A 19,937-nucleotide genomic window follows, 5' to 3' on the forward strand; every position below is an offset into this window, starting at 1 on the left:
AAACATTGCCCAAAGCCTGGGCTGTCCCTTGATTATCAATTGGTGTCTCCCAAAATAAACGCAATTTTGAGATGTCACCGTTTACAGTAAAGGCAGATACCACTATTGCCGAGGTGACAGCAGCTGATTTGGTGATTGTATCACCTATTGATACCAATGAGCCTGTAGATGCGGTGTTACAAGAAAATCCTCCATTGTTTGAATGGATTAGGCAACAGTATGCTCAGGGAGCCGAAGTAGTATCTTTGTGTACAGGGGCTTATATATTGGCTGCTACTGGTTTGCTCAACGGTAAAGAAGCCGCTTCGCATTTTTCGGTAATGAGTGATCTTAGGCAAAGGTTTTCGGAGGTAAATTGGCAAAAAGGGGCAATTATTACCGAAAAAGACAGGGTGATTACAAGTGGTGGTGCGTTGTCGTCGCTCAATGCCTTGATCTATTGGTTGCTTAAATATTACGACCGTCATAAGGTGTTGAGCATAGCCAAAAAACTACAAATAGATTATCCACGCACTTCACAAAAGCCTTATTATATCTTTAGTAACCAAAAAAGCCATCAAGATGAACTAGTACTAAAGGTGCAGGAGTATATGGAACAATACCAGGGCGAATCACTCAATTTTGATACATTAGCCGAAAGGCATCATATTAGTCGGCGTAGCCTTAACCGGAGGTTTAAAAATGCCACTGGAGAATCATTGCGCTCATATCAGCAACGCATCATCATAGAAAAAGCTAAAGAACAGCTAGAGCACAAAAACATTACAGTACAAGAGCTTGCTTATAGGTTGGGTTATGTAGATGTGGCTTCTTTTAGGAACCTGTTTTATAAAGTGACAGGTACTTTACCCAATGAATACCAAAAGAAATTTGCACCAATAAGATAGAGAAATGGGAACATACAGCAACCAGGAATGGTATATAAAAGCCGTTCAGCAGTTAACAACAGAATATGGTGATGTGCCGCCTCCTTGGGTATATTCGCCCAATGGACACCCTTATAGTATGGAATGGCGCATGGGAGGGGGCGAATCTCATATAATGATATTAGGTGAATGGCTTGATCAACAAAACTTTGATCAAGAAGCCCGCATTGCCTATATGAGAAAATACCCGCCTCCACCTCGTTGGTTACAGTGGGCAGCACGGTTTATCTGGGCACTCCAAACAACCAAAGATATTGATTTTACTCCTTATTTTGAACAATTGAAATCGTTGGGTTTTGAGGGAGTAGACAATTTTGAAGAAGACTCTAATGATGAGCGTTGGGAATAATTACCTAAACAGTGATTTTACTCCTCTTCTGGCAATATATTTTTTACTCGTCCTACTTCGCCAGTTTCCAGTTGTACCTTGATGCCGTGTGGGTGAGTGGGCGACTTGGTCAATAGTCGTTGTACTACCCCTTTGGTCAGGGCTCCTGTTCGCTGATCGGCTTTCATTACTATTTCTACCAGTTGCCCAGGGCGTATATCTTTTCGGTTTTTACCATCCATAACTTAAATATTTGCTTTTTTTGTTGGAAAACATCTGCCTTTTGGCGAGAATTTGCTGCAAAGTAGTGCGAATTATTTTTTAGCTATAACTTTGCAAACTTAAAGATTTGACTTGTTATAACAATGGATACAACCCAAGAAACGGTTTTATATTTAGTGCCTACCCCCATTGGCAACCTCGATGATATCACTTTGCGTGCCATTAAAATACTACAATCGGTAGATGTAATTTTGGCAGAAGACACCCGCACTTCAGGGGTATTGCTTCGACACCTTGACATTGGCAAGCCTTTGCAAAGTTACCATATTCATAACGAGCACAAAGTACTACAACAACTGGTAGAGCGAATGCAAAAAGGCGAAAAAATGGCGTTGATTTCAGACGCTGGTACACCTGCCATCTCTGATCCTGGTTTTTTGCTGGTGCGTGAATGTCTTAAGCATGAGATACAAATAGAGTGTTTGCCAGGAGCTACAGCCTTTGTGCCTGCTTTGGTCAAATCGGGCTTACCCAACGACCGTTTTATTTTTGAAGGTTTTTTGCCCCATAAAAAAGGCCGACAAACCCGTTTGCAACAACTTGCCGCCGAAACCCGCACTATGGTATTTTATGAGTCGCCCCACCGACTGGTAAAAATGCTCCATCAATTGGCCGAAGTTTTGGGTAAAGACCGCCAGGCATCTGTATCGCGTGAACTCACTAAAATCTACGAAGAAACTGTAAATGGTACTCTGGAAGAAGTAGCTCAGCATTTTGAAGCTAAAAAAGTAAAAGGCGAAATAGTAGTAGTAGTGGCAGGGAGTTAATTACGAATGAATCAATTACGAACCGACCGCAGGGAGCTCTGCGTAAGCTAATTACGAATTTTTCAATTACGAACAGGTCAATCACGAATGAGGAGGAGCAAGCCAAGACAATTCAACCTTAAAAAACATTCCCCTACTTTGGTCTTAGTAAAACGAGACCAAAGCACGCCAACACTCGGAACATCATACACAAGTTGTTGATGGTGTTTCCGATCGGCATTGTTCAGGTCACCCTTTGGTAACACCTTCACAGGAAGTCGTTTATTGGCAGGGGCAAGCCAAGACAATTCAACCTTAAAAAACATTCCCCAGCTTTGGTCTTAGTGAAGCGAGACCAAAGCACGCCAACACTCGGAACTATTTTAATTACAAATGGGTTAATTACGAATTTTTTAATTATGAACCGACCGTAGGGAGCTCTGCCTTTGGCTAATTACGAATGGGCGCGAAGCGAAGCTAAAAATCATCGTATACAGACTGAATTAAAAACATGTCAACTACGGATGAGGAGAGGCAAGACAATTCAACCTTAAAAAGCATTCCTCTACTTTGAAGGCTTATTGTTAATACATTGATTAGCAATGATTTAACTGTATTTTCTCTTGCAAAAGGCAGGTGTTTTTACTATATTTGTTCATACTTTCACGGTGAAAGTAAGCCCAAGAGGTTCAGTTTTCGAAGACATACCTCAAGGGCTTTTGTTACAAATAAAACTTATAACAAATGCAATTTACTGAATTAAATACAGAGGTACAAAACATTGCCATCCCTGAGTCAATTGTAAACATATTTGCCCAAAGCCTTCGTGCCAATTTTGAGGCATTAACGTTTGACGTGGACACCTCTTTAGAGTTGTTCGAAAACCAAGAATATACACAGGTAAAAACTCACCTACAGGCAAGCATTCAACAAATGCAATATTTGCTTAACAACGTAGGTTTGCTGGGTGAACTGGAAAATAAATAAAGTCCTGTAGTTTCAAGTGTTCTATAGGTTCACTTAAACAATTACGAATTGGTCAATTACGAATGGGTTGTTATCTACTTCAGAAAGCTCATCAAATAAGCCACTGAATTTGTTGAAATCATCAAAAAAAAATCCCTTGCAAAACCATCAAGATTTTGCAAGGGATAAATAAACTATCAGTAAGTGTAGACTCAGGACCCAGGCTGTTTACCAGGTAATCACGCTACTATCGTCAAAGCTATAAGTATTTTTCAACGAGGTACGTACTTCTTCTAACTTGGTTTTGTAAGTGGCATCATTCGCCACTACCGGAGCCGTTCCTACCTTGGTTTGCAGGTCTTGCAAAATAGTGTCCGTCATTAGTTTATACTTGGCACTACCATATTGTAGGGCTACCAAAAACCCCTTCATTTCTGACCAGTGTTTTGCCAGGTTAGGAATGTTTTCGTTGGTGGTACCCACCGCCGTCATATCGTTCAATGTTTCGTTGATGTAGTGAATAATAGTAGCGGCAATTACTTTTTCCCAGGTTTGGGCAGCTTTTTTTATTTCTGGCTCTATTACCGTAGCAAAATCGGCTTTGTTGTAGATAGCAGTACGTCCTGCCAAAAAAGCATCAAAGGCTTCTTTAGTAAAGTTGGTATTTTTTGCTCCACCACGGTCACGTTTTCCCGCATTGCGCGAAAAACCAAAGTTATACTCCGAGTGAAAATCAACTTTACTATCACCATTGGCATCTTTGTAAAAAGTCAAGCCGTTTTTAGCTGCCAACGCATCGTCACTATAAGCAGCATAATCGCGAGCAGCTCCAAAATAGCCAAAACCTTCGTCAAAAACGTGTTCCATCACCGTAAAAGGGTCAGCAGATTTACCCTCTCTTTGGCGAGGCTCTGTATTGTTTTCTTCTCCTACCCGATTGAGATAATACCCTGCCCCTTGCGAGTAAGTCAATGCGCCTAACAACACCTTGTTGATCAACTGATTGTAATCTACCTTGGTAGTAGCATCAATGTAAATGTCTTTGCCTGTTTTACCTGCTTGTACATTGGCATCTATTTTATCCAACCATCCCTTGACCAAAGCATCTGCTGTTTGGTTATAACCAATTACTGTAGCATCTGATATTTTACCCGGAATGTTTTTGCCAGTAGCTATCTTGGCATAAAAAGTCTCAGTAAAACTAGCATTGTGCTTGTTTTTGGTAACTGTTTCCAAGTTATCAGTATCTAAGTGATTGTATAACTGCAATACTTGAGATTTCAGATTCACCGGAGGAGTCGCTGCCGTGGCTGCATCGTCAATCAAATGTTTGATGTCTTGCACCAACAAGTTGCGTACTACCTGCCCCGTATAGTCTACGCTACTGATGCCACTTTCAAAGCGACTTTCAAAACTATAGGTAGAAGGCACCTCTAGGGTATTGGTAGAATTACCAGGGGTTACTTCTTCGTTTTTTGCTTTACAAGCATTCAACCCTATACCAGCTGCCAACAATAAGGCAAATTGTATTTTTATTTTTTGTATAGATAAACCTTTCATAACTCACAATATTTATAGCGACAAGGTATAAGCGATAAGCTACAAGTTTTTTGCTTGGCTATTCGTTTAGTCTTGCCTTAAATAATCGTTTTATAATTTACTTTTAATAGATTTAATTAATCCAACCAACATTTTTTGTATTTCAACAATATCATCAAGTAGAGCTATTGGCTCTGACAACATTTTTAACCTCTCTACAAGTAGTAACTGTGTTTCTATTTCATAACTCGATCCCAAAGCGATTTCCAAAAACCGCTTAAGCTCCAATTGACTACTGCGACTACAGCCTTCAGCCACATTAGAAGGAATAGATACAGCTGCTCTTTGTATTTGACTTTTTAAAGCAAACCTTTCATCTACTGGCAAATGCTGCATTAATAAATAGACCTTGACTGTAAAGTCCATGCTTTTTTACCAAACCACCAGTTTTTTAAAATCTCTCATAAGCTCAAGTGTTGATATTAAAGTTGTTATATTTTTATTTACTACTTAAACTCAGCCTTGTCGCTTGAAGCTTATGGCTTGTTACTTAAAACTAAAAACCCAGCTCCTAGTGCATTGGGGATTAAATAAGTTGCCTATTAATTTGGATGAATTTTGTTTTCTGACGAGTCGTGAAAATGGCGGATAGCCATAGCTATCTAACTTTTTTACGAGGAAGTCAGGGGGCAAAAGTCACCAAAGAATATGTGAGTAACTTAGTACCCAATGCACTAGAACCTACTTAAAAACTCCAGCTTACCCCTGCATTAATCTGGCGACGAGCGCCTACCAAAATGCCAGAACTTGCGGTGGGTTCGGGTCGTGAAGGATGAGAATGCAACCTTGAACTAATGTATATATTATCTAAAAGATTTTTGACCGTGGCAAATACCCGCCACTTTTTGTTGAAAGAATAAGAAGCGCTTAGATTGATAAGGTAATAAGCCGGAATGGGTCCTGCATCTCCCCTAAAACCCAAGTATTTACGTTCGTTGCCGTTGGCATCCAAATAAGTAGCATTTTGGACAAAGCCTTCAGTAAGGTTTTCAAAATCGCTGAAAGATTGGCTTACAAATTTAAAATCAGCCCGAAGCGAGAGCCCAAAAGCAAATGATTTAGCCAACCCAATATTTAAAGTATGATTTGGAGCATAAGGCATATCATTGCCACTAATGTCTATAGTGTCTTGCACTGCTACCAAGGTGCCAGAGGCATCAGCGCGATAAGCATCATAACGACTATTCAAGTGAGAAGGCGTCAGGGCATTGACCACCTTTGACTGGAGGTAAGTATAAGCAAAGTTAATATCTGGCAACAAAGCGCTTAGACGAGATAATTTAATGCTTCCGCCAGCTTCCAATCCGGTACTGCGCACCTTGCCCAAGTTTAAAAATACAGCGCTGCGGGCTGCGGCTACCATGTCTTCTATGTCCAGCAGAAAACCCGCTACCTCAAAATTACCCCAGGATTTGTTTACCCTAAATCCTAGCTCATAATTCCAACTTTTTTCGGCAGCCAAGTCAAGCGTGCTACCCGTATTTTGGCTGCCATTGTCTACAAAAGGCAACGAGAAGCTCCCACTTTGCGGAGGAGTAAAGCCTCGGTGTACACCACCAAACAAAGTAAAGTCAGTAAGTGCGGCAAAATTAAACCCAGCGCCAGGCAATACTACCACAGTAGTCTTATCATTGTATTTACTTCCCTGTAGCTTATCTACCACCTCTTGCTCAAAGGCTTCTACCCTTGCCCCCAAACGCATCGAAAAGCGCTCAGTAAATTGAATATTTTGTTGTGCATAAAACGAAAAAGCAGTCGTGGTAAAAGTACGGCTTTGGGCACGTGGCAGGGCTTCGCGAAACTGAGTAGTGGCACCAGTGGTGCTGTCGGTTACACTCACTGTTTGGTAAAGCGCTCCTTCGCGGTCGGTTGGACTGCTACCTACTTTAAAACTATCCATAAACCGTTCGTAATGGTAACGTCCCCCAATATTCAGGGTGGCACCTTTGCCAAACAGCTGATATTCATAGTTATAGTTTTGCTCAATGCCTGCGGTGGCAAAGGTGCGTAAAATGCCAAAATTGGTTTGCCCATTGCCTACCCTTACCAAGTCAGTAGCAGAAGTATAATTTTGGGCTTCTACCTCTTGCCCATTAAGGTAAGCGCCTAAGCTTGTGGCACGAATAAACATATCGTCTTCACGCCACCAGTCACGGTCAAAGTAACTTGCATACCCTTTAGTTACCGCTACCAGGTGTTTATTAATTTGCACCTCATAAATGGCATCCAACGAAGTACGAAAAACCTTGAACTCATCATTCTTTTTAGGGTTAAACCTGGGGTTGGTGCGAAAAGAATACTCTGTCAAGCCAGTGTAAGTAGCCTGATTGTCTTCCATATTGAGGTTGTACTTCAGGTACAGTTTTTTATTTTCTTTGGCAATGATATTGGTCTTTAGAGTCGCGTTTATTTGCTCAAACGTATTATTTTCACGGTAACCATCGCCACGTTTATACAACAGTTGCAGTTCGGGGTGTACTTTGTTGTTGCCCCAACCACCTATTTCGGCAAAAGCACTGGCATAGCCATTGGTACCACCCGTGAGCATGACCATGCCACCAAAGTCTTTACGGGGGCGTCGGGTAATGTAGTTAATCACTCCCCCCATTGTTTGTGGCCCATATTTAATACTTCCGCTTCCTTTGATTACCTCTATTTCTTCCAGTCGCTCTACTGGAGGGTTGTAGTACATATTAGGGTAAACATAAGCCGCAGGTTGAATAGGCACTCCGTCTTCGAGCACCAATACACGGGCACTTCTACGTGGGTTAAGCCCCCTGATACCAATACTTAAGCGTGAGTTACCGAAGCCGTCGTCACCTACACCGTTTACCCCCGGCACATACTCTAGTGCTTCTTGGGTACCCACTGGGGCAATCATTTGAATATCTTCGGTTTTTAAGCGAGTAGCAGTACCAGGCAGTTTACGATAACTTCCGGGAGCATCGCCTATAATTTCTACTGCCGAAAGGGTCAAGTTATTTTCTTTGAGGGATATTTCAAGCGTGGTTTGAGGAGAGAGCGTAGGGGTAATTTGAACCGAGAAGTCGTTATAACCTATAAATTTCACTTTGAGTTGCAAGGGTTGTTTTTGAGAGGTTTGGAGCAAAAACAACCCTTGGGCATTGGTAGAAGTGACCCCAATTATCTTCTCTTTTTCCAGTAAAATCACGGTTGCTCCTACAATCGGTTCACTTTCTTTGGCAGCTTTGACTACCCCTTTTATAAAGTGCCGGGGAGGTGCTTGTGCCCAGGCAATGGAGTAAGCATTCAACCATAAAAACAGTAAAACAAGCACGAGTTTACGACAGTCACCTTGCATCATTCGATTATTCTCTTAGTGAGTGATTTAAAAAGTTTGAGGGTTTGTAGACTGAACATTTAAAAGTGCTACTTTCCTATCTTGTTCCTTGTTTCCATTATTGGTGTCTATTTGGCAATAACTGCCTTGACAGTCATCATCTTTTTTTTTGGTGGGTTCTACTATGGGGTCATCTTCACAAGCCGCCAAAGAACCAAGCACAATAGTGAAGACTAGTGCAAGTTTCCCTATTTTTATAATTATTTTTTGCATGACTTATTTGTAATCAGTCTAATTAAGCGCAAAATAGGAGAATATTGATTTTATTTGCAAGAACTATTTTGATTTATTCTAAATAAAAACTGTAAAATTGAAACCTCAACTTTTGAATGCCCTATCGAAGACATGGAATAGCCCAAAAGCTACTCAAAACGCTACTTTTTGGTGGAGTACCCTTACTATTTGCGTGTTTTCCCGCATATTTACAGCAATATATTATATAGAAGATGTAGACAGCCTTCGGTTTGCCCTGGCTATCAAAGATTACAACCTTGCCACTTATCAGCCTCATTTTCCGGCTTATCCAGTGTATTGTTTCATTGTAAAAATATTTTACGCCATCACTGGGGGCAAACTTGCTTTCTCTTTTACTGTCACTGGGGGGCTTTCTTTGTTTGGGGTGATTTACTTCATTACCAAGATTTATCAACTGTTGTTTCCAGCAATGAAACAGGCATCTAAAATATGGATTGTCTTATTGGTTTTGCTCAATCCTTTTCTTTGGCTCATGAGCAATCGTTATATGCCTGACCTGATGGGGTTAACTTTTTTGCTGGCTTGTGTATACTTGTTTATGAAAGCCTGGCTTGCTTTTGAGGCACCACTGCCTGGGCAAAACGAACACGATCATACCCCAACAGATAAAAACACCCCCAATACCGACGAGAGTTTAGGTGAGGTGGTAAACCGAATAAAATCGTATAGTCACGAAGAACGCAAACTGCGTTATGCGGCTTATAAACCCTACTATCTATGGGCTTTTTACTTGGTCATGGGTTTGCTGATTGGCGTACGCTTGTCTTACTTGCCTTTGCTGTTGGTGCCTGCCATATTACTTGTTTTAAACTTTTTCCGACGTTTGCCTCAATTGTTGTTTTTTGGTGGGCTAGGGGTAGCGGTTTGGTTCATTCCTTTACTCATAGATACTGGTGGATGGGAAGCCTTGCTGCAAATTGCTCAAAAACACTTAGACGGACATTTTAACGAGTGGGGAGGCACAGTCAAAACTGAATCGGGTTATTGGGTGCGAGTGGTGCGTATTTTTCAATATACCTGGGCAGACGGTTTAGGGGCTTATTGGCTCGATAGGCATTGGTTAGGCATTCCGTTCAGTCTATTGATTTATCTGGGGTTTCGTAATTATAAAAAACTATGGGCAAAATCTACTGACTTTCCCAAAGATCAAAAAATGCCAAGTGAAATAAGAGAAAGAATTGTATTGAGGTCAATTATTAACCTCAGCATCTTTGCTTACCTTCTATGGATTTTCTTTTTTCAGAATGTATTATATAAAGCACGCCATATAATGCCTTTTATTCCTTTTATAGTAGCTCGTATAGCTATTGGCATAGGGCAAAACCGAGACCTCAGCGCAGGAATGGCAGTGTTGATGTTGCCATTGTATATGTTTATTACTTTTACGTTGGTTGGGCAACACCGCAAGCCTACTGCCATTGCGCAGGTAAAAAACTATATGGTGAGCCAAGATAAACCACAAAATATATTATACGCGCCCGAACTGGTGGCTTTTTACCTGAAACGGCAACATGACTGGAAGCTTAAGTTTGTGTATGCCGATAAGCCCAATAGTGTGCAATTGATCAAGCAGGCAAAAGTCCAGCTGAAGGGTGGCAAGGTATATAGCCTGATTGACTTAAATAAGGACTTGCACCAGCCAGTAAAAGGCAAGGCTTTTTACCATAACCCTTACGTAAACCGGATGTGGAGCGAACTGAAAGTATACGAATATAAATAGGGGCTGATATGGCTTGAAGAGTGGAATAATTTGCGATTGGAATAGGTGGTAAATACGTGTTTTCATCAGCCAGGCACTCAAATAGTTTGGCTGACAATAATCTTTGTTTATATTTGAACGCACATAAAACAAGCTGCTAACAGAATGGACAATAACGCATAGTAACCTATGTTTGTTACATTACTTTTTTTTGAACAGTACAGAGTTATGCATTGATTTTGTGGCAGTCACTGACTATCCACATCTTCCATTTTATGACAGCGAGCCTTTGACTTATAATGATACAGAAAATATATTTATTGCTATTTACTCACTTTTTGTGCTTCACACTTACTGCCCAGCACTCCCCCCTACACGCCAAACTAGAAGGCATCCCTGCTATTCATAACTATTCGGTCAATGAATACAACGCCGATGTTTTTAACCACGCCATTACCCAAGATAACCGAGGGTTGATATATGTAGCCAACAACGCAGGTGTACTGGAGTATGATGGCAGCCATTGGCGCCTGATTAAACTACCCAATAAGTCACGAGTGTACTCACTGGCAATAGACAAAACCCAAAACCGGGTGTATGTAGGCGGAGTAGGCGAGTTTGGCTACCTTACCCCTAACCAACAGGGCAAAACAGTTTTTAAATCGTTGCTGAAACGGATTCCTAAAGCTCACCGCCATTTTACCCAGGTATGGAGCACCCATGTTACTCCTCAGCATCAAGTCATTTTTCGCACCCATACTGCTATATTTATCTTGTCTGCCGACCAAGCAGCAGTATACCAGCCCAGCCCTCAACATACCTTTCATGTATCGTTTTATGTCAACCAACAGTTTTATGTAAGAGAACGAGGGACTGGTCTGATGAAAATGTCAGGTAATAAACTTGCATTGATACCTGCCGGAGATTTTTTTGCAAAAAAGACGGTATACGCCATGTTGCCCTATGATGCGCAAAACCTGTTGATTGTGAGCCGCAGTGGTATGTATTTGTACGATGGCAAAAAACTCACCCTTTGGAAAAACGAATTACACGAGTATTTAAGTAGCTATCGGGTATACTACTGTAAACCTTTCAAGAAAGATTACTATATCATTAATACCTTAAGAAAAGGCTTATTTATTATTGATAAAAAAGGTAAAATTCACCAGCACATAGACCAGGAGCATGGCTTGATCAACTCTAGTGTGTATCACTCTTTTGTAGACAAAGATAAAAACATTTGGGTAGCTTCTAACCAAGGGCTAAGCCATATAGTGGCAAGCAGTGGGTTTACTTTTTATAACCAAATACTAGGCTTAAACTCTCACTTGTCGGCATCGGCCTATGTAAATGATCAACTGTATGTAGGTACTATGCAAGGGGGGTTATTTGGTGAGACTGAGGTGAGCGCCCAGCACCAGTTTAGGGTGCGCCCTCAACTAAGTAAAATCAATCACTTAAACAACATCCTGGATTTATACGCCCATGAGTATACACTGTTGGTTGGGCACCAAAACGGCATTTGGGCATACAACACCCAGCAAAAAAAAGGCAGAGAAATCACTCAGGAACAAGGGCATTTTGTCCGAAAGTTTATGCCTTTTATACACCAAAAAGACAAAGTATTGGTAAGTACCCGCAAGGGATTGATGACTGTTTTTGAGCAAAACAAAGAATGGAAAGCTTTAGAAATCAAGGGTTTGAATCAGTCTATTCCTTATGTAGCAGAATACAAAGAAAGGCATTTGCTGGCAAGTAACGATAACGGCAGGCTCTCAAAAGTAGTGCTCAATGTTGGTTTAGACAGTATTGTCAACACCAAGCGTTATGACACTATTCAAGGGTTGCCAGCTATGCACGGCAACCGGGTATTTAAAATAAACAATGAAGTAGTCATAGCCACTCACCGAGGCATTTATCAGTACAACGAAGCCTCCGATAAGTTTGTGCCACACCCTCACTTTAGCGAATTGAATCATTGTTGGATAAGCTATATCCAAACTGATGCTCAGGGCAATCTATGGTTGTGGGCAAGTGACCAGAGTAGCGTAATGGAGGTCATGTTTTTGCAAAAAAAGGCTCAAAGTAACACTTATCAGGTAGTAAAGAAGCCCTTCAAAAAACTCAAAAAAAACTTTATGGTATTGGGGAGCCACATCAACCCGGTAGACCACAAAAATGTATTGTTTAGTGCTCCGGAAGGGGCTGTGCACTATAGCCATGATGTAAACCGAAAATACGACCAGCCTTACTTTTGCATCATTCGCAAGGTAGAAAGCATCAGCGACAAAGATTCTCTATTGTTTGGCGGAACCTTTGTCGACAAGCAAGGGGCAGTCACTGTACAACAAGCCCACAAAAAACTGCCCCGTCTTCACTATGATGATCATAACTTGAGGTTTTCGTTTTCGGCTACTTATTACGAAGACCATGACCAACTCGAATACAGTTTTTACCTTAAGGGTTTTGAGTCGCATTGGCACCCCTGGACCAACAACACCGAGAAAGAATATACCAATATTCCAGAAGGTACTTATACCTTTTATGTAAAGGCACGCAATATTTATGGCACCGAAAGCCTGGTCGCAAGTTATTCGTTTAAGATTCGCCCACCCTGGAACCGTACTGTATGGGCTTATGCCGGAATGGTGCTGCTTGGAGGATTGCTGGTCTGGGGAATTGTCAAGCTCAATGTAAGGCGTTTACAAATGCAAAAACGTAAACTGGAAAAAGTTGTAGAGTTAAGAACTGCCGAAGTTCTGGAAAAAAATGAGGCGTTGAGCCAGCAAAAAGAAGAAATTACCATCCAGGCAGAAAGCCTTAAAACTCAGAAAGAGGAGCTTGAAGTACTGAATGAAAGTATCAGCGAAAAAAACCGGGTCATCGAAAAGAAAAACCGCGACATTGTGGCCAGCATCAATTATGCGCGTCGTATTCAATCGGCCATGTTGCCCCCTATGGAAGAAATTACACATTCGTTGCCCGAAACTTTTATTCTATACCGCCCTCGCGACATTGTAAGTGGTGACTTTTATTGGTTTGCCGAGGTAGAGCGTGCTTCGTTGGGTACACCTTCTTCAGACACCATCATCATTGCCGCTGACTGTACCGGACACGGGGTGCCAGGTGCTTTTGTGAGTATGGTAGGCAACGAACTGCTCAACGAAATTGTAAAAATGCGTGGCATACACAAGCCCAGCCTGATATTAGACTGGCTGCACGATGGCATCAAAAGGGTGTTTCACCAAAAGGAAACCAAATCGCGTGATGGAATGGATATCACTGTATGTACCATCAATCAAGACCAAAAGTTGCTACAGTTTGCCGGTGCACAAAACCCTTTGTTATATGTGAAAAATGGTGAAATGACCATTATTAAAGGGGACAAACGCTCGATTGGAGGCAATGCAACCAAAGACAATGCAGGGTATACCAACCACGAAGTAGCCTTGGATGTGCCAGTTACTTTCTACTTATTTTCAGATGGTTACCAAGATCAGTTTGGAGGCCCCAGGGGTAAAAAGTTTATGACCCGAAAATTTCATCAATTATTGCACGAAATATCGTCTCAACCGCTTGCCAAACAAGGAGAGATGTTGGATCAAGCCCTTACAGAGTGGATGGGAGATATTGAGCAAATCGACGACATTCTGGTATTGGGTGCCAGGGTATAGATGAACACAACGCATTTTGGCATATGCCTAAAAGCCTGTCCAGGTTGGACTAAAGACGCAAAAAACAAGGATGCTTTATGGCAATAATCGATTTCACATAGCTTTTATCCATACCCAAGCCCAAAAGCCGCAGTGTAGCCTGCTATCTTCCTGAGTAAAATACTTTTATTATCAAAAGATTCTTTAACTTTGGCGGCAAGTTGTAAGATGTATATCACCTCTTAGACTGAATAAAATAAACATGACGAAAAAAACCGTTCAAGTTGGCGATATTACTATGGGTAGTAGCCAACTATTTCTCATATCTGGTCCTTGTGTCATCGAAGAAGAAAGCTTGATGATGCGCACCGCTGAACATCTCAAAAAAGTAGCCGAAAACCTTGATGTCCCCATTATATTTAAATCTTCTTATACCAAAGACAACCGTAGCTCGGTAGATTACTACCACGGCCCTGGCTTAGACGAAGGTTTGAAAATATTGGAAAAGGTAAAAAAAGAGTTTGGGTTTCCTATACTTTCGGATATTCACCACCCAAGCGAAGCTGCTGCGGCTGGTGAGGTACTAGACATTTTACAGATTCCGGCATATTTATGTATGCAAACTTCGTTGGTGGTAGAAGCTGCCAAAACAGGTAAAGTGGTAAACCTCAAGCATGGGCAGTTTTTGGCTCCCGAAAACATGAAGCACCCGGTAAAAAAAGTTCAGTCGGCCGGCAACGACCGGATTGTATTGACCGAACGTGGCTATACTTTTGGCTACAACGACCTGGTAGTAGACCCACGCAGTTTTTACCACTTTAACCAAATGGGTTATCCTGTAGTGTTTGATGTTACTCACTCTATTCGCAAATATGGTATTCCAAGTGCTGACTCTAAAGGAGGGGCTCGTGAATTTTTACCATCTTTGTCAAGATCAGGAGTAGCCGCTGGGGTTGATGGTGTTTTTATAGAAACTCATCCTACCCCCGAAACTGCCCTGTGTGACGCAGCAAGCCAATTGTGCGTGTACGACATAGAAGAGTTCATGAAGCCATTGCTAGAGATACATGCCATTAACAAAAAATACAACATGTACCCTGTAGCTGAAAATAGCTAAGGAACATGTTCAAAATAAGTGTCGAGATTGAGGGCGTATACTCGAGGCTGGCTGAGGCACTTTTTGCAGTCGTAGCCATAGCTACGGCGAAAACCGATGGCTGCAGCCCTGCTGTGCCGAGCTCTGCCAAAGGCTAAAAGTAACGAAAGTCAGTAAAGAGGATATGTTCTAAACCGGACAGTTATTGTTGAGGGCTACGCCCGAAATCCCGTTTACGGGGCGATCACGTTCCTAAGCGATTATATTTTTAAAAAGTTTGAAAATCAAAGAAATACATTATTAATTTCACATGGAACTATATTTAGACTCGGTCGATTTCAAAGAAATAGAAGAAGCCTTTGACATGGGTTTCTTAACAGGTCTTACTACCACACCTACTTTTATGCATCGTCATGGTATTACTGATATTGACGGAGCTATAGTAAAACTAGCTGGTATGGTGGAGCCTGGTATTTTGCAGGTAGAAGCACTAGGCGACACTGCTGAAGAGATTTTGGCTGAAGCAAAAAGATTGCTTGCGTTGGGCTTAGACATAGAGAAAACTGTTTTTAAGATTCCAGTATCTAATGTAGGCGTAAAAGCTTGTAAATTATTGCGTGACCACGGAATGATGGTAAACGTTCACCTGGTATACACGCTTAACCAAGCATATATGGCTATGCAGGCAGGCGCTACTTATGTATGTCCGTTGGTGGGTCGTTTGCAAGACCAGGGGCACGACGCGTTGACTTTGGTACAAAGCTGTGTGGATGCGGTAAACTATTATGGTTATGACACCAAAGTAATGTTTTCTTCAGTACGCCACGCCGAGCATGTACGCACGGCTATTATGTCTGGTGTGCATACCATTACTGCTCCATGGAAAGTAATGAAAACATTGACCAGCAACAATTTTACTACAGTAGGTACCGATCAGTTTGTAGAGCATACCCGCTTGATGACTGAAAACGTGAAGGATGTAATGCAAGACTTCAACCCTGTAGTAAAAGATGATGAAACTATCTTCGATGCATTGAGCAAAATGACTGAGTCTGGTTTGGGTGCAGTGTCTATTGTAAATGGCACTGGGGAGCTAAAGGGCATCTTTACCGATGGCGACTTGCGTCGTAACCTGAAAGAAAAAGGCAAGGCTTTCTTAGACAACAAAATGGCTGATTGCGTGAGCAGTGCCAACCCTATCACCATTACTCAAGAAGCGCGTTTGTACGATGCAGTGGCTTTGTTTAAAGAGAAAGAAATAGATACCATCATTGTAATGGCTAACAACAAACCTGTGGGTATGTTAGACATTCAGGATTTTGTAAAACAAAATTTAGTAGGGTAATCAACGCTCTTTTATACATATCATCTCCACCCTATTGGTTATCAATAGGGTGGTTTTTTTATTGGTAAATTTTAACTTTACTTGCTTATCTCAATACTCCGCAGTGATTTTAGTCAAAGTTGTTTGCTGGTTATCAGTCATTTATGAATTTAAAAACTATTTAATTGGGTGTTTAGGCATAAAACCGAAACACTTTTAAAAATAAAGTGAGTACGCAATCTTAATATAAAATACTGGTTTACAGCATTTAACAAGGTGAACATTTACTCGAATCAGCTATGGACTATCGACTAAATACTATGGACTATTGTATCTATCACCACAAAATTAAACATACCTTATGTTCAAAACTGATATAAACCACTGGCTGCAACAGTTTGACCACCCGTTTTTTCATTGGTTTTTCGAAGGCATTTCAGCAATAGGCACCGTAACTGTGTTGGTGTTGGTGGTATATGCCATCATTATGGGCGCACATTTCAAAAAAGGTTTTGGCGTAGTCAATATTTTCTTCTACGTGATCATGGTCACCATTTTTTGCAAACACCTCATAGACTACCCTCGTCCTATGGCGGTAGATGCTTCCCTCAATAGTTTTGATCGCCCAATAGGGCAAAACCTGACCAATATTCAACCCAAAGGTTTTTTTGAGCTTTTTTCAGACAATTTGCTTGTGAAAATAAGGCGCAGCAAAGCGGCAAGAGAAGGGTTTCCTTCGGGACATACTTCCTTGATTACTGCCTTAACATTAGGGGCGGCTTTAGTATTCCGTCGTCGTTGGATTTGGTACTTGGGGGCAGGGTTGATCCCCTTGATGATGCTCTCACGAATGTATTTGGCACGCCATTACCTGGGCGATGTGCTAGGCGGGTTCACCATTGGTGTTGTAGTGTCTTTGATCGTGTACAAGGGGTGGAAAGTTGCCAACAATGTTCCTGAAAGCAGTTGGGCTCATCGCCTGTTTTTTCTTTCTGCCTTAGCATTACTTATATTATCTCCCTGGCTACAGGCGTTTCCTACTGGTACTTTTATAGGACTCAATCTGGGCTACGTTATTTTAGCAAGCACCGGGAGGCTTCCAGTACTTTCGTCACATTGGCAACCAAGGGTATACTCTATCTTGGTTTTTGCGGTGTCAGCATTTATCACTACTTATATAAGTCGCCGCTTGGGTTTGGCAACATACAGCCTGGTATCTGCCTTGGTATTTACAGGGTTTGCCCTTGCTTCATTTTTAAGCGCCGCTTTTGTATGTATAAAACTGGGTTGGTGGAGTCAGCCTACACCTCCCCCCCTGTCAGATAACAAGGTGTAGCTTTTGGCTTGAGTTATTTTTTATAATTCTCAGGGTATAGTTTCAAGTGAATGTACTGTTTAATGTTCATTAACTCTTGAATGGTATTTTGTATGTCTTTTGTTGTGATCTCACCATTGGGCTTATAAGATAAATGTTCAAAGTTTTCTTTGTAAAAAGAGCGAGTGCTTAAAGTGTTGAGTCAGTAGTAATTATTTTTTAATTGTGTTTTTTGGGCTTGTTTAACTCATTGCCTTGTACTGATCAAGCCATATTGTTGCACCCTTTTTTTTAAAAAAAGTCCACAGTCCTTGCAAAATTTGGTCATTCCTTACCCTTATTATTGCCTGATACACTGCCAGAGTTTTTGTAGTGTGCTCCAAACTGTACCCCCATCAGTCTTGTTGATGATCATTCTCCTCTAACGCTCCCACATTTACGACAAGCCTTAACTCAGCTTTTTTCTCAGGTTTCACATTTTTTCTAATGTAATATTTCAAGCCATTGCTCAAAGTACCAGTGCTTACTTCAGGATCAAAAGGAATAGGCTGATCAAGGGATTGGGCAGAGGTGTAGTGAAAAAAAACAGCCTAAGCATAAATAGGCTATCCAAAAATGAGTGTTGGAGTATAAACGCATAATTATTTCAAAATGATAAACTATAATAATTGGAAGTTATTTAATTGATAACAGGCACAAAAGTATGAGCTTTTAAAGGGAGGGCAGTTATAGATACAGATCTTCCAATATTATAGTAAATCGCAGATAGCATATAGTAAAATGCAATTTGGAGAAGAGAAAGAGTGAGGTGATTCTATAAAAAAGCCTAGCTGATCACCACCTCAAGCCTATATTTACCTTGCTATTACCCTCATACCATTGTCACAATACACCTCGATAGCTTCGCAAATAAAAGCGGACAAACCCTTGGCATATTGGTCATAGTGAGCAGTAAACCGGGCATCTTCTACATACATTTTGCCCAAGCCACGGTATTGCTCACAGTTGGGGGTCCAAAACTCACAAATATGCAGGTAGTGCTGTTCAATTGTTTTTTGTACCACCAAACTATTGGTTATTTGCCTGGCTTGCATCAATTCTGCCAGCAGTTGTTCAACCTCTTGCCCCTTGGCTTTTATATCAGTCCACTGCTTGTTATTGAGCCCAAGGAGTCTTTCTTCCACTGCCTGCAATTTGTCTTCGCCCCAACGTTGGCTTACTTCCTGGCGGTATTCACTTTTTTGTTCTGGGGTAAACCCTGCATACAATTCTTCATCTGTGATCATGTCTTTGGTATTTTGTAGTCCAACCATTGTTTTATCTATGGTCATTATAAGCTGTTGTATCCGATTGGCTTCTTCCAACAACAAGCGCTTTTGTTGTTCCAGCGATGCATACAGGTCAAACTCAGGGGCATCAAGCAATACTTTGATTTGCCGGAGTGGGTACTTTAGTTCTTTATAAAACAAGATTTGTTGCAAACGCAATAACTCTGTTTTACCATAATACCTATACCCCGACGCTGCTTTGCGTGCCGGAACCAGCAACCCAATCTTATCGTAATAGTGCAGTGTACGAATACTTACCCCAGCCAAACGAGCCAATTGTTTTACAGAATAATTAACCATAGTTGTTTTATTTTTTGTTGGTTACAAATAAAAGCTATGACGTAAGGGTAGAGTCAAGTAAAAAGTGCTTTTTTTTGCGAATAACTTTTAAATTACTTATTATGAGTGAGTTGTATTGCTACTCTACCCTACTATTTTTTTCGCCTCGGTTTGTGTCTCCACAACCGAGTTTACGAGTCCTTAAATACCGAGGCATATCGGTGCTCAGCAAAGCTAAATCGCCTCATCACAGCGTCTGGGAACATTGTGAAGGTTTCGATCAGCTCGTGGAGACACCATAGCCGTCAGGCTAAGAGGAGCATAGTAAAAAAATCACTTAAAAATACCGTCACCGCCTCAGCGAGTGTCCCCACACGCTGATCGAATCGCCAAAATTTGGATACTGAAAGATGTTTCAGGGGTAAAAAAATAGTAGCCTGACGGCTATGGTGGAGACACGAGCTGAGGCGATGACGGTACTAACCTGGGGCTGAATGGTTTTTGTTTGAGAGGAAGCTTTTTATCTTGGCTTTATAAAACCAGTTGCATGCGCAACCTTTAGCACACCTTTGGTGTCTGATATATGGTAGCACCCAAAATAAAACCCTGAGACAAAAGCCTGGGCAATTGCGTTGAAGATAAGAGAATGCGTAGGTGTTTTACTCTAGGATTGAATCTTATGCTTGGTGTTACTATAGAACTTTGTTTTTACACCACTCCTAAAATAAAGTAAGGCGTAGTTTTTTTGTAATATTCGGGAATTACTGATCACTACTCACA

Annotated in this window: 15 protein-coding genes; 9 read left to right on the forward strand and 6 right to left on the reverse strand. The window is 41.3% G+C overall.

Features of this window, described 5'->3' with window-relative positions:
- Positions 1–71: 71 nt before the first annotated feature.
- A complete protein-coding gene (locus M23134_RS33390; RefSeq protein WP_002704433.1) occupies positions 72–887 on the forward strand; it encodes a GlxA family transcriptional regulator in 816 nt (271 codons plus the stop codon).
- 4 nt (positions 888–891) lie between these two features.
- Positions 892–1,275, forward strand: a complete 384-nt coding sequence (locus M23134_RS33395) for a hypothetical protein (protein WP_002704435.1) — start codon at positions 892–894, stop codon at positions 1,273–1,275.
- Positions 1,276–1,292: 17 nt separating this feature from the next.
- Here the strand turns inward: M23134_RS33395 and M23134_RS33400 are convergent, their stop codons facing one another.
- Positions 1,293–1,496: a YwbE family protein gene (locus M23134_RS33400; RefSeq protein WP_002704437.1), complete on the reverse strand. Its 204-nt coding sequence runs from the start codon at positions 1,494–1,496 to the stop codon at positions 1,293–1,295.
- A 123-nt stretch (positions 1,497–1,619) separates the two neighbouring features.
- Here M23134_RS33400 and rsmI point away from each other — a divergent pair, with 123 nt between their 5' ends.
- Together rsmI and M23134_RS33415 are read left to right on the forward strand one after the other, a co-directional pair.
- The gene (rsmI, locus tag M23134_RS33405) at positions 1,620–2,303 is read left to right on the forward strand and encodes a 16S rRNA (cytidine(1402)-2'-O)-methyltransferase (RefSeq protein WP_002704439.1); all 684 of its coding nucleotides are present in this window, start codon (positions 1,620–1,622) and stop codon (positions 2,301–2,303) included.
- A 723-nt stretch (positions 2,304–3,026) separates the two neighbouring features.
- The gene (locus tag M23134_RS33415) at positions 3,027–3,269 is read left to right on the forward strand and encodes a hypothetical protein (RefSeq protein ID WP_002704441.1); all 243 of its coding nucleotides are present in this window, start codon (positions 3,027–3,029) and stop codon (positions 3,267–3,269) included.
- A gap of 207 nt (positions 3,270–3,476) precedes the next feature.
- Here M23134_RS33415 and M23134_RS33420 read toward each other — a convergent pair whose 3' ends face one another.
- The 4 genes from M23134_RS33420 to M23134_RS33435 all read right to left on the reverse strand — a co-directional run bounded on the left by M23134_RS33420 (position 3,477) and on the right by M23134_RS33435 (position 8,421).
- A complete protein-coding gene (locus M23134_RS33420; protein WP_002704443.1) occupies positions 3,477–4,808 on the reverse strand; it encodes a DUF4856 domain-containing protein in 1,332 nt (443 codons plus the stop codon).
- A 90-nt stretch (positions 4,809–4,898) separates the two neighbouring features.
- On the reverse strand, positions 4,899–5,213 hold the full coding sequence (locus M23134_RS33425; RefSeq protein ID WP_002704445.1) for a four helix bundle protein: 315 nt from the start codon (positions 5,211–5,213) through the stop codon (positions 4,899–4,901).
- A gap of 319 nt (positions 5,214–5,532) precedes the next feature.
- Positions 5,533–8,172 carry a TonB-dependent receptor domain-containing protein gene (locus tag M23134_RS33430; protein ID WP_053337440.1) on the reverse strand — a complete coding sequence of 880 codons (2,640 nt, stop codon included), beginning with the start codon at positions 8,170–8,172 and terminating at the stop codon, positions 5,533–5,535.
- A 24-nt stretch (positions 8,173–8,196) separates the two neighbouring features.
- Complete coding sequence (locus M23134_RS33435) at positions 8,197–8,421, reverse strand: hypothetical protein (RefSeq protein WP_002704450.1); 225 nt, start codon at positions 8,419–8,421, stop codon at positions 8,197–8,199.
- Positions 8,422–8,518: 97 nt separating this feature from the next.
- Between M23134_RS33435 and M23134_RS33440 the strand changes: the two genes are divergently transcribed.
- The 5 genes from M23134_RS33440 to M23134_RS33460 all read left to right on the forward strand — a co-directional run bounded on the left by M23134_RS33440 (position 8,519) and on the right by M23134_RS33460 (position 17,571).
- Complete coding sequence (locus M23134_RS33440; protein ID WP_045114856.1) at positions 8,519–10,183, forward strand: hypothetical protein; 1,665 nt, start codon at positions 8,519–8,521, stop codon at positions 10,181–10,183.
- A gap of 278 nt (positions 10,184–10,461) precedes the next feature.
- Positions 10,462–13,836, forward strand: a complete 3,375-nt coding sequence (locus tag M23134_RS33445) for a SpoIIE family protein phosphatase (protein ID WP_002704454.1) — start codon at positions 10,462–10,464, stop codon at positions 13,834–13,836.
- A 241-nt stretch (positions 13,837–14,077) separates the two neighbouring features.
- Positions 14,078–14,932: a 3-deoxy-8-phosphooctulonate synthase gene (gene kdsA / locus M23134_RS33450; RefSeq protein ID WP_002704457.1), complete on the forward strand. Its 855-nt coding sequence runs from the start codon at positions 14,078–14,080 to the stop codon at positions 14,930–14,932.
- Between the two features lie 289 nt (positions 14,933–15,221).
- Complete coding sequence (locus tag M23134_RS33455; protein WP_002704459.1) at positions 15,222–16,256, forward strand: transaldolase family protein; 1,035 nt, start codon at positions 15,222–15,224, stop codon at positions 16,254–16,256.
- 340 nt (positions 16,257–16,596) lie between these two features.
- Entirely contained in the window at positions 16,597–17,571 is a 975-nt protein-coding gene (locus M23134_RS33460) for a phosphatase PAP2 family protein (RefSeq protein WP_002704461.1), read from the forward strand.
- 833 nt (positions 17,572–18,404) lie between these two features.
- On the opposite strand, the gene M23134_RS33465 is transcribed toward M23134_RS33460, so the two are convergent.
- On the reverse strand, positions 18,405–19,178 hold the full coding sequence (locus M23134_RS33465; protein ID WP_002704467.1) for a MerR family transcriptional regulator: 774 nt from the start codon (positions 19,176–19,178) through the stop codon (positions 18,405–18,407).
- Positions 19,179–19,937 lie beyond the last annotated feature (759 nt).

The organism is Microscilla marina ATCC 23134, assembly GCF_000169175.1.
In the GTDB taxonomy this organism is placed as follows: Bacteria; Bacteroidota; Bacteroidia; order Cytophagales; family Microscillaceae; genus Microscilla; species Microscilla marina.

Coding starts and splice junctions, on each gene's coding strand:
- M23134_RS33460 (WP_002704461.1), top strand. CDS start 16,597: ATGTTCAAAACTGATATAAACCACTGGCTGCAACAGTTTGACCACCCG.
- M23134_RS33465 (WP_002704467.1), bottom strand. CDS start 19,178: ATGGTTAATTATTCTGTAAAACAATTGGCTCGTTTGGCTGGGGTAAGT.
- M23134_RS33420 (WP_002704443.1), bottom strand. CDS start 4,808: ATGAAAGGTTTATCTATACAAAAAATAAAAATACAATTTGCCTTATTG.
- M23134_RS33455 (WP_002704459.1), top strand. CDS start 15,222: ATGGAACTATATTTAGACTCGGTCGATTTCAAAGAAATAGAAGAAGCC.
- M23134_RS33415 (WP_002704441.1), top strand. CDS start 3,027: ATGCAATTTACTGAATTAAATACAGAGGTACAAAACATTGCCATCCCT.
- M23134_RS33425 (WP_002704445.1), bottom strand. CDS start 5,213: ATGGACTTTACAGTCAAGGTCTATTTATTAATGCAGCATTTGCCAGTA.
- M23134_RS33395 (WP_002704435.1), top strand. CDS start 892: ATGGGAACATACAGCAACCAGGAATGGTATATAAAAGCCGTTCAGCAG.
- kdsA (WP_002704457.1), top strand. CDS start 14,078: ATGACGAAAAAAACCGTTCAAGTTGGCGATATTACTATGGGTAGTAGC.
- M23134_RS33400 (WP_002704437.1), bottom strand. CDS start 1,496: ATGGATGGTAAAAACCGAAAAGATATACGCCCTGGGCAACTGGTAGAA.
- M23134_RS33390 (WP_002704433.1), top strand. CDS start 72: ATGTCACCGTTTACAGTAAAGGCAGATACCACTATTGCCGAGGTGACA.
- M23134_RS33445 (WP_002704454.1), top strand. CDS start 10,462: ATGATACAGAAAATATATTTATTGCTATTTACTCACTTTTTGTGCTTC.
- rsmI (WP_002704439.1), top strand. CDS start 1,620: ATGGATACAACCCAAGAAACGGTTTTATATTTAGTGCCTACCCCCATT.
- M23134_RS33430 (WP_053337440.1), bottom strand. CDS start 8,172: ATGATGCAAGGTGACTGTCGTAAACTCGTGCTTGTTTTACTGTTTTTA.
- M23134_RS33435 (WP_002704450.1), bottom strand. CDS start 8,421: ATGCAAAAAATAATTATAAAAATAGGGAAACTTGCACTAGTCTTCACT.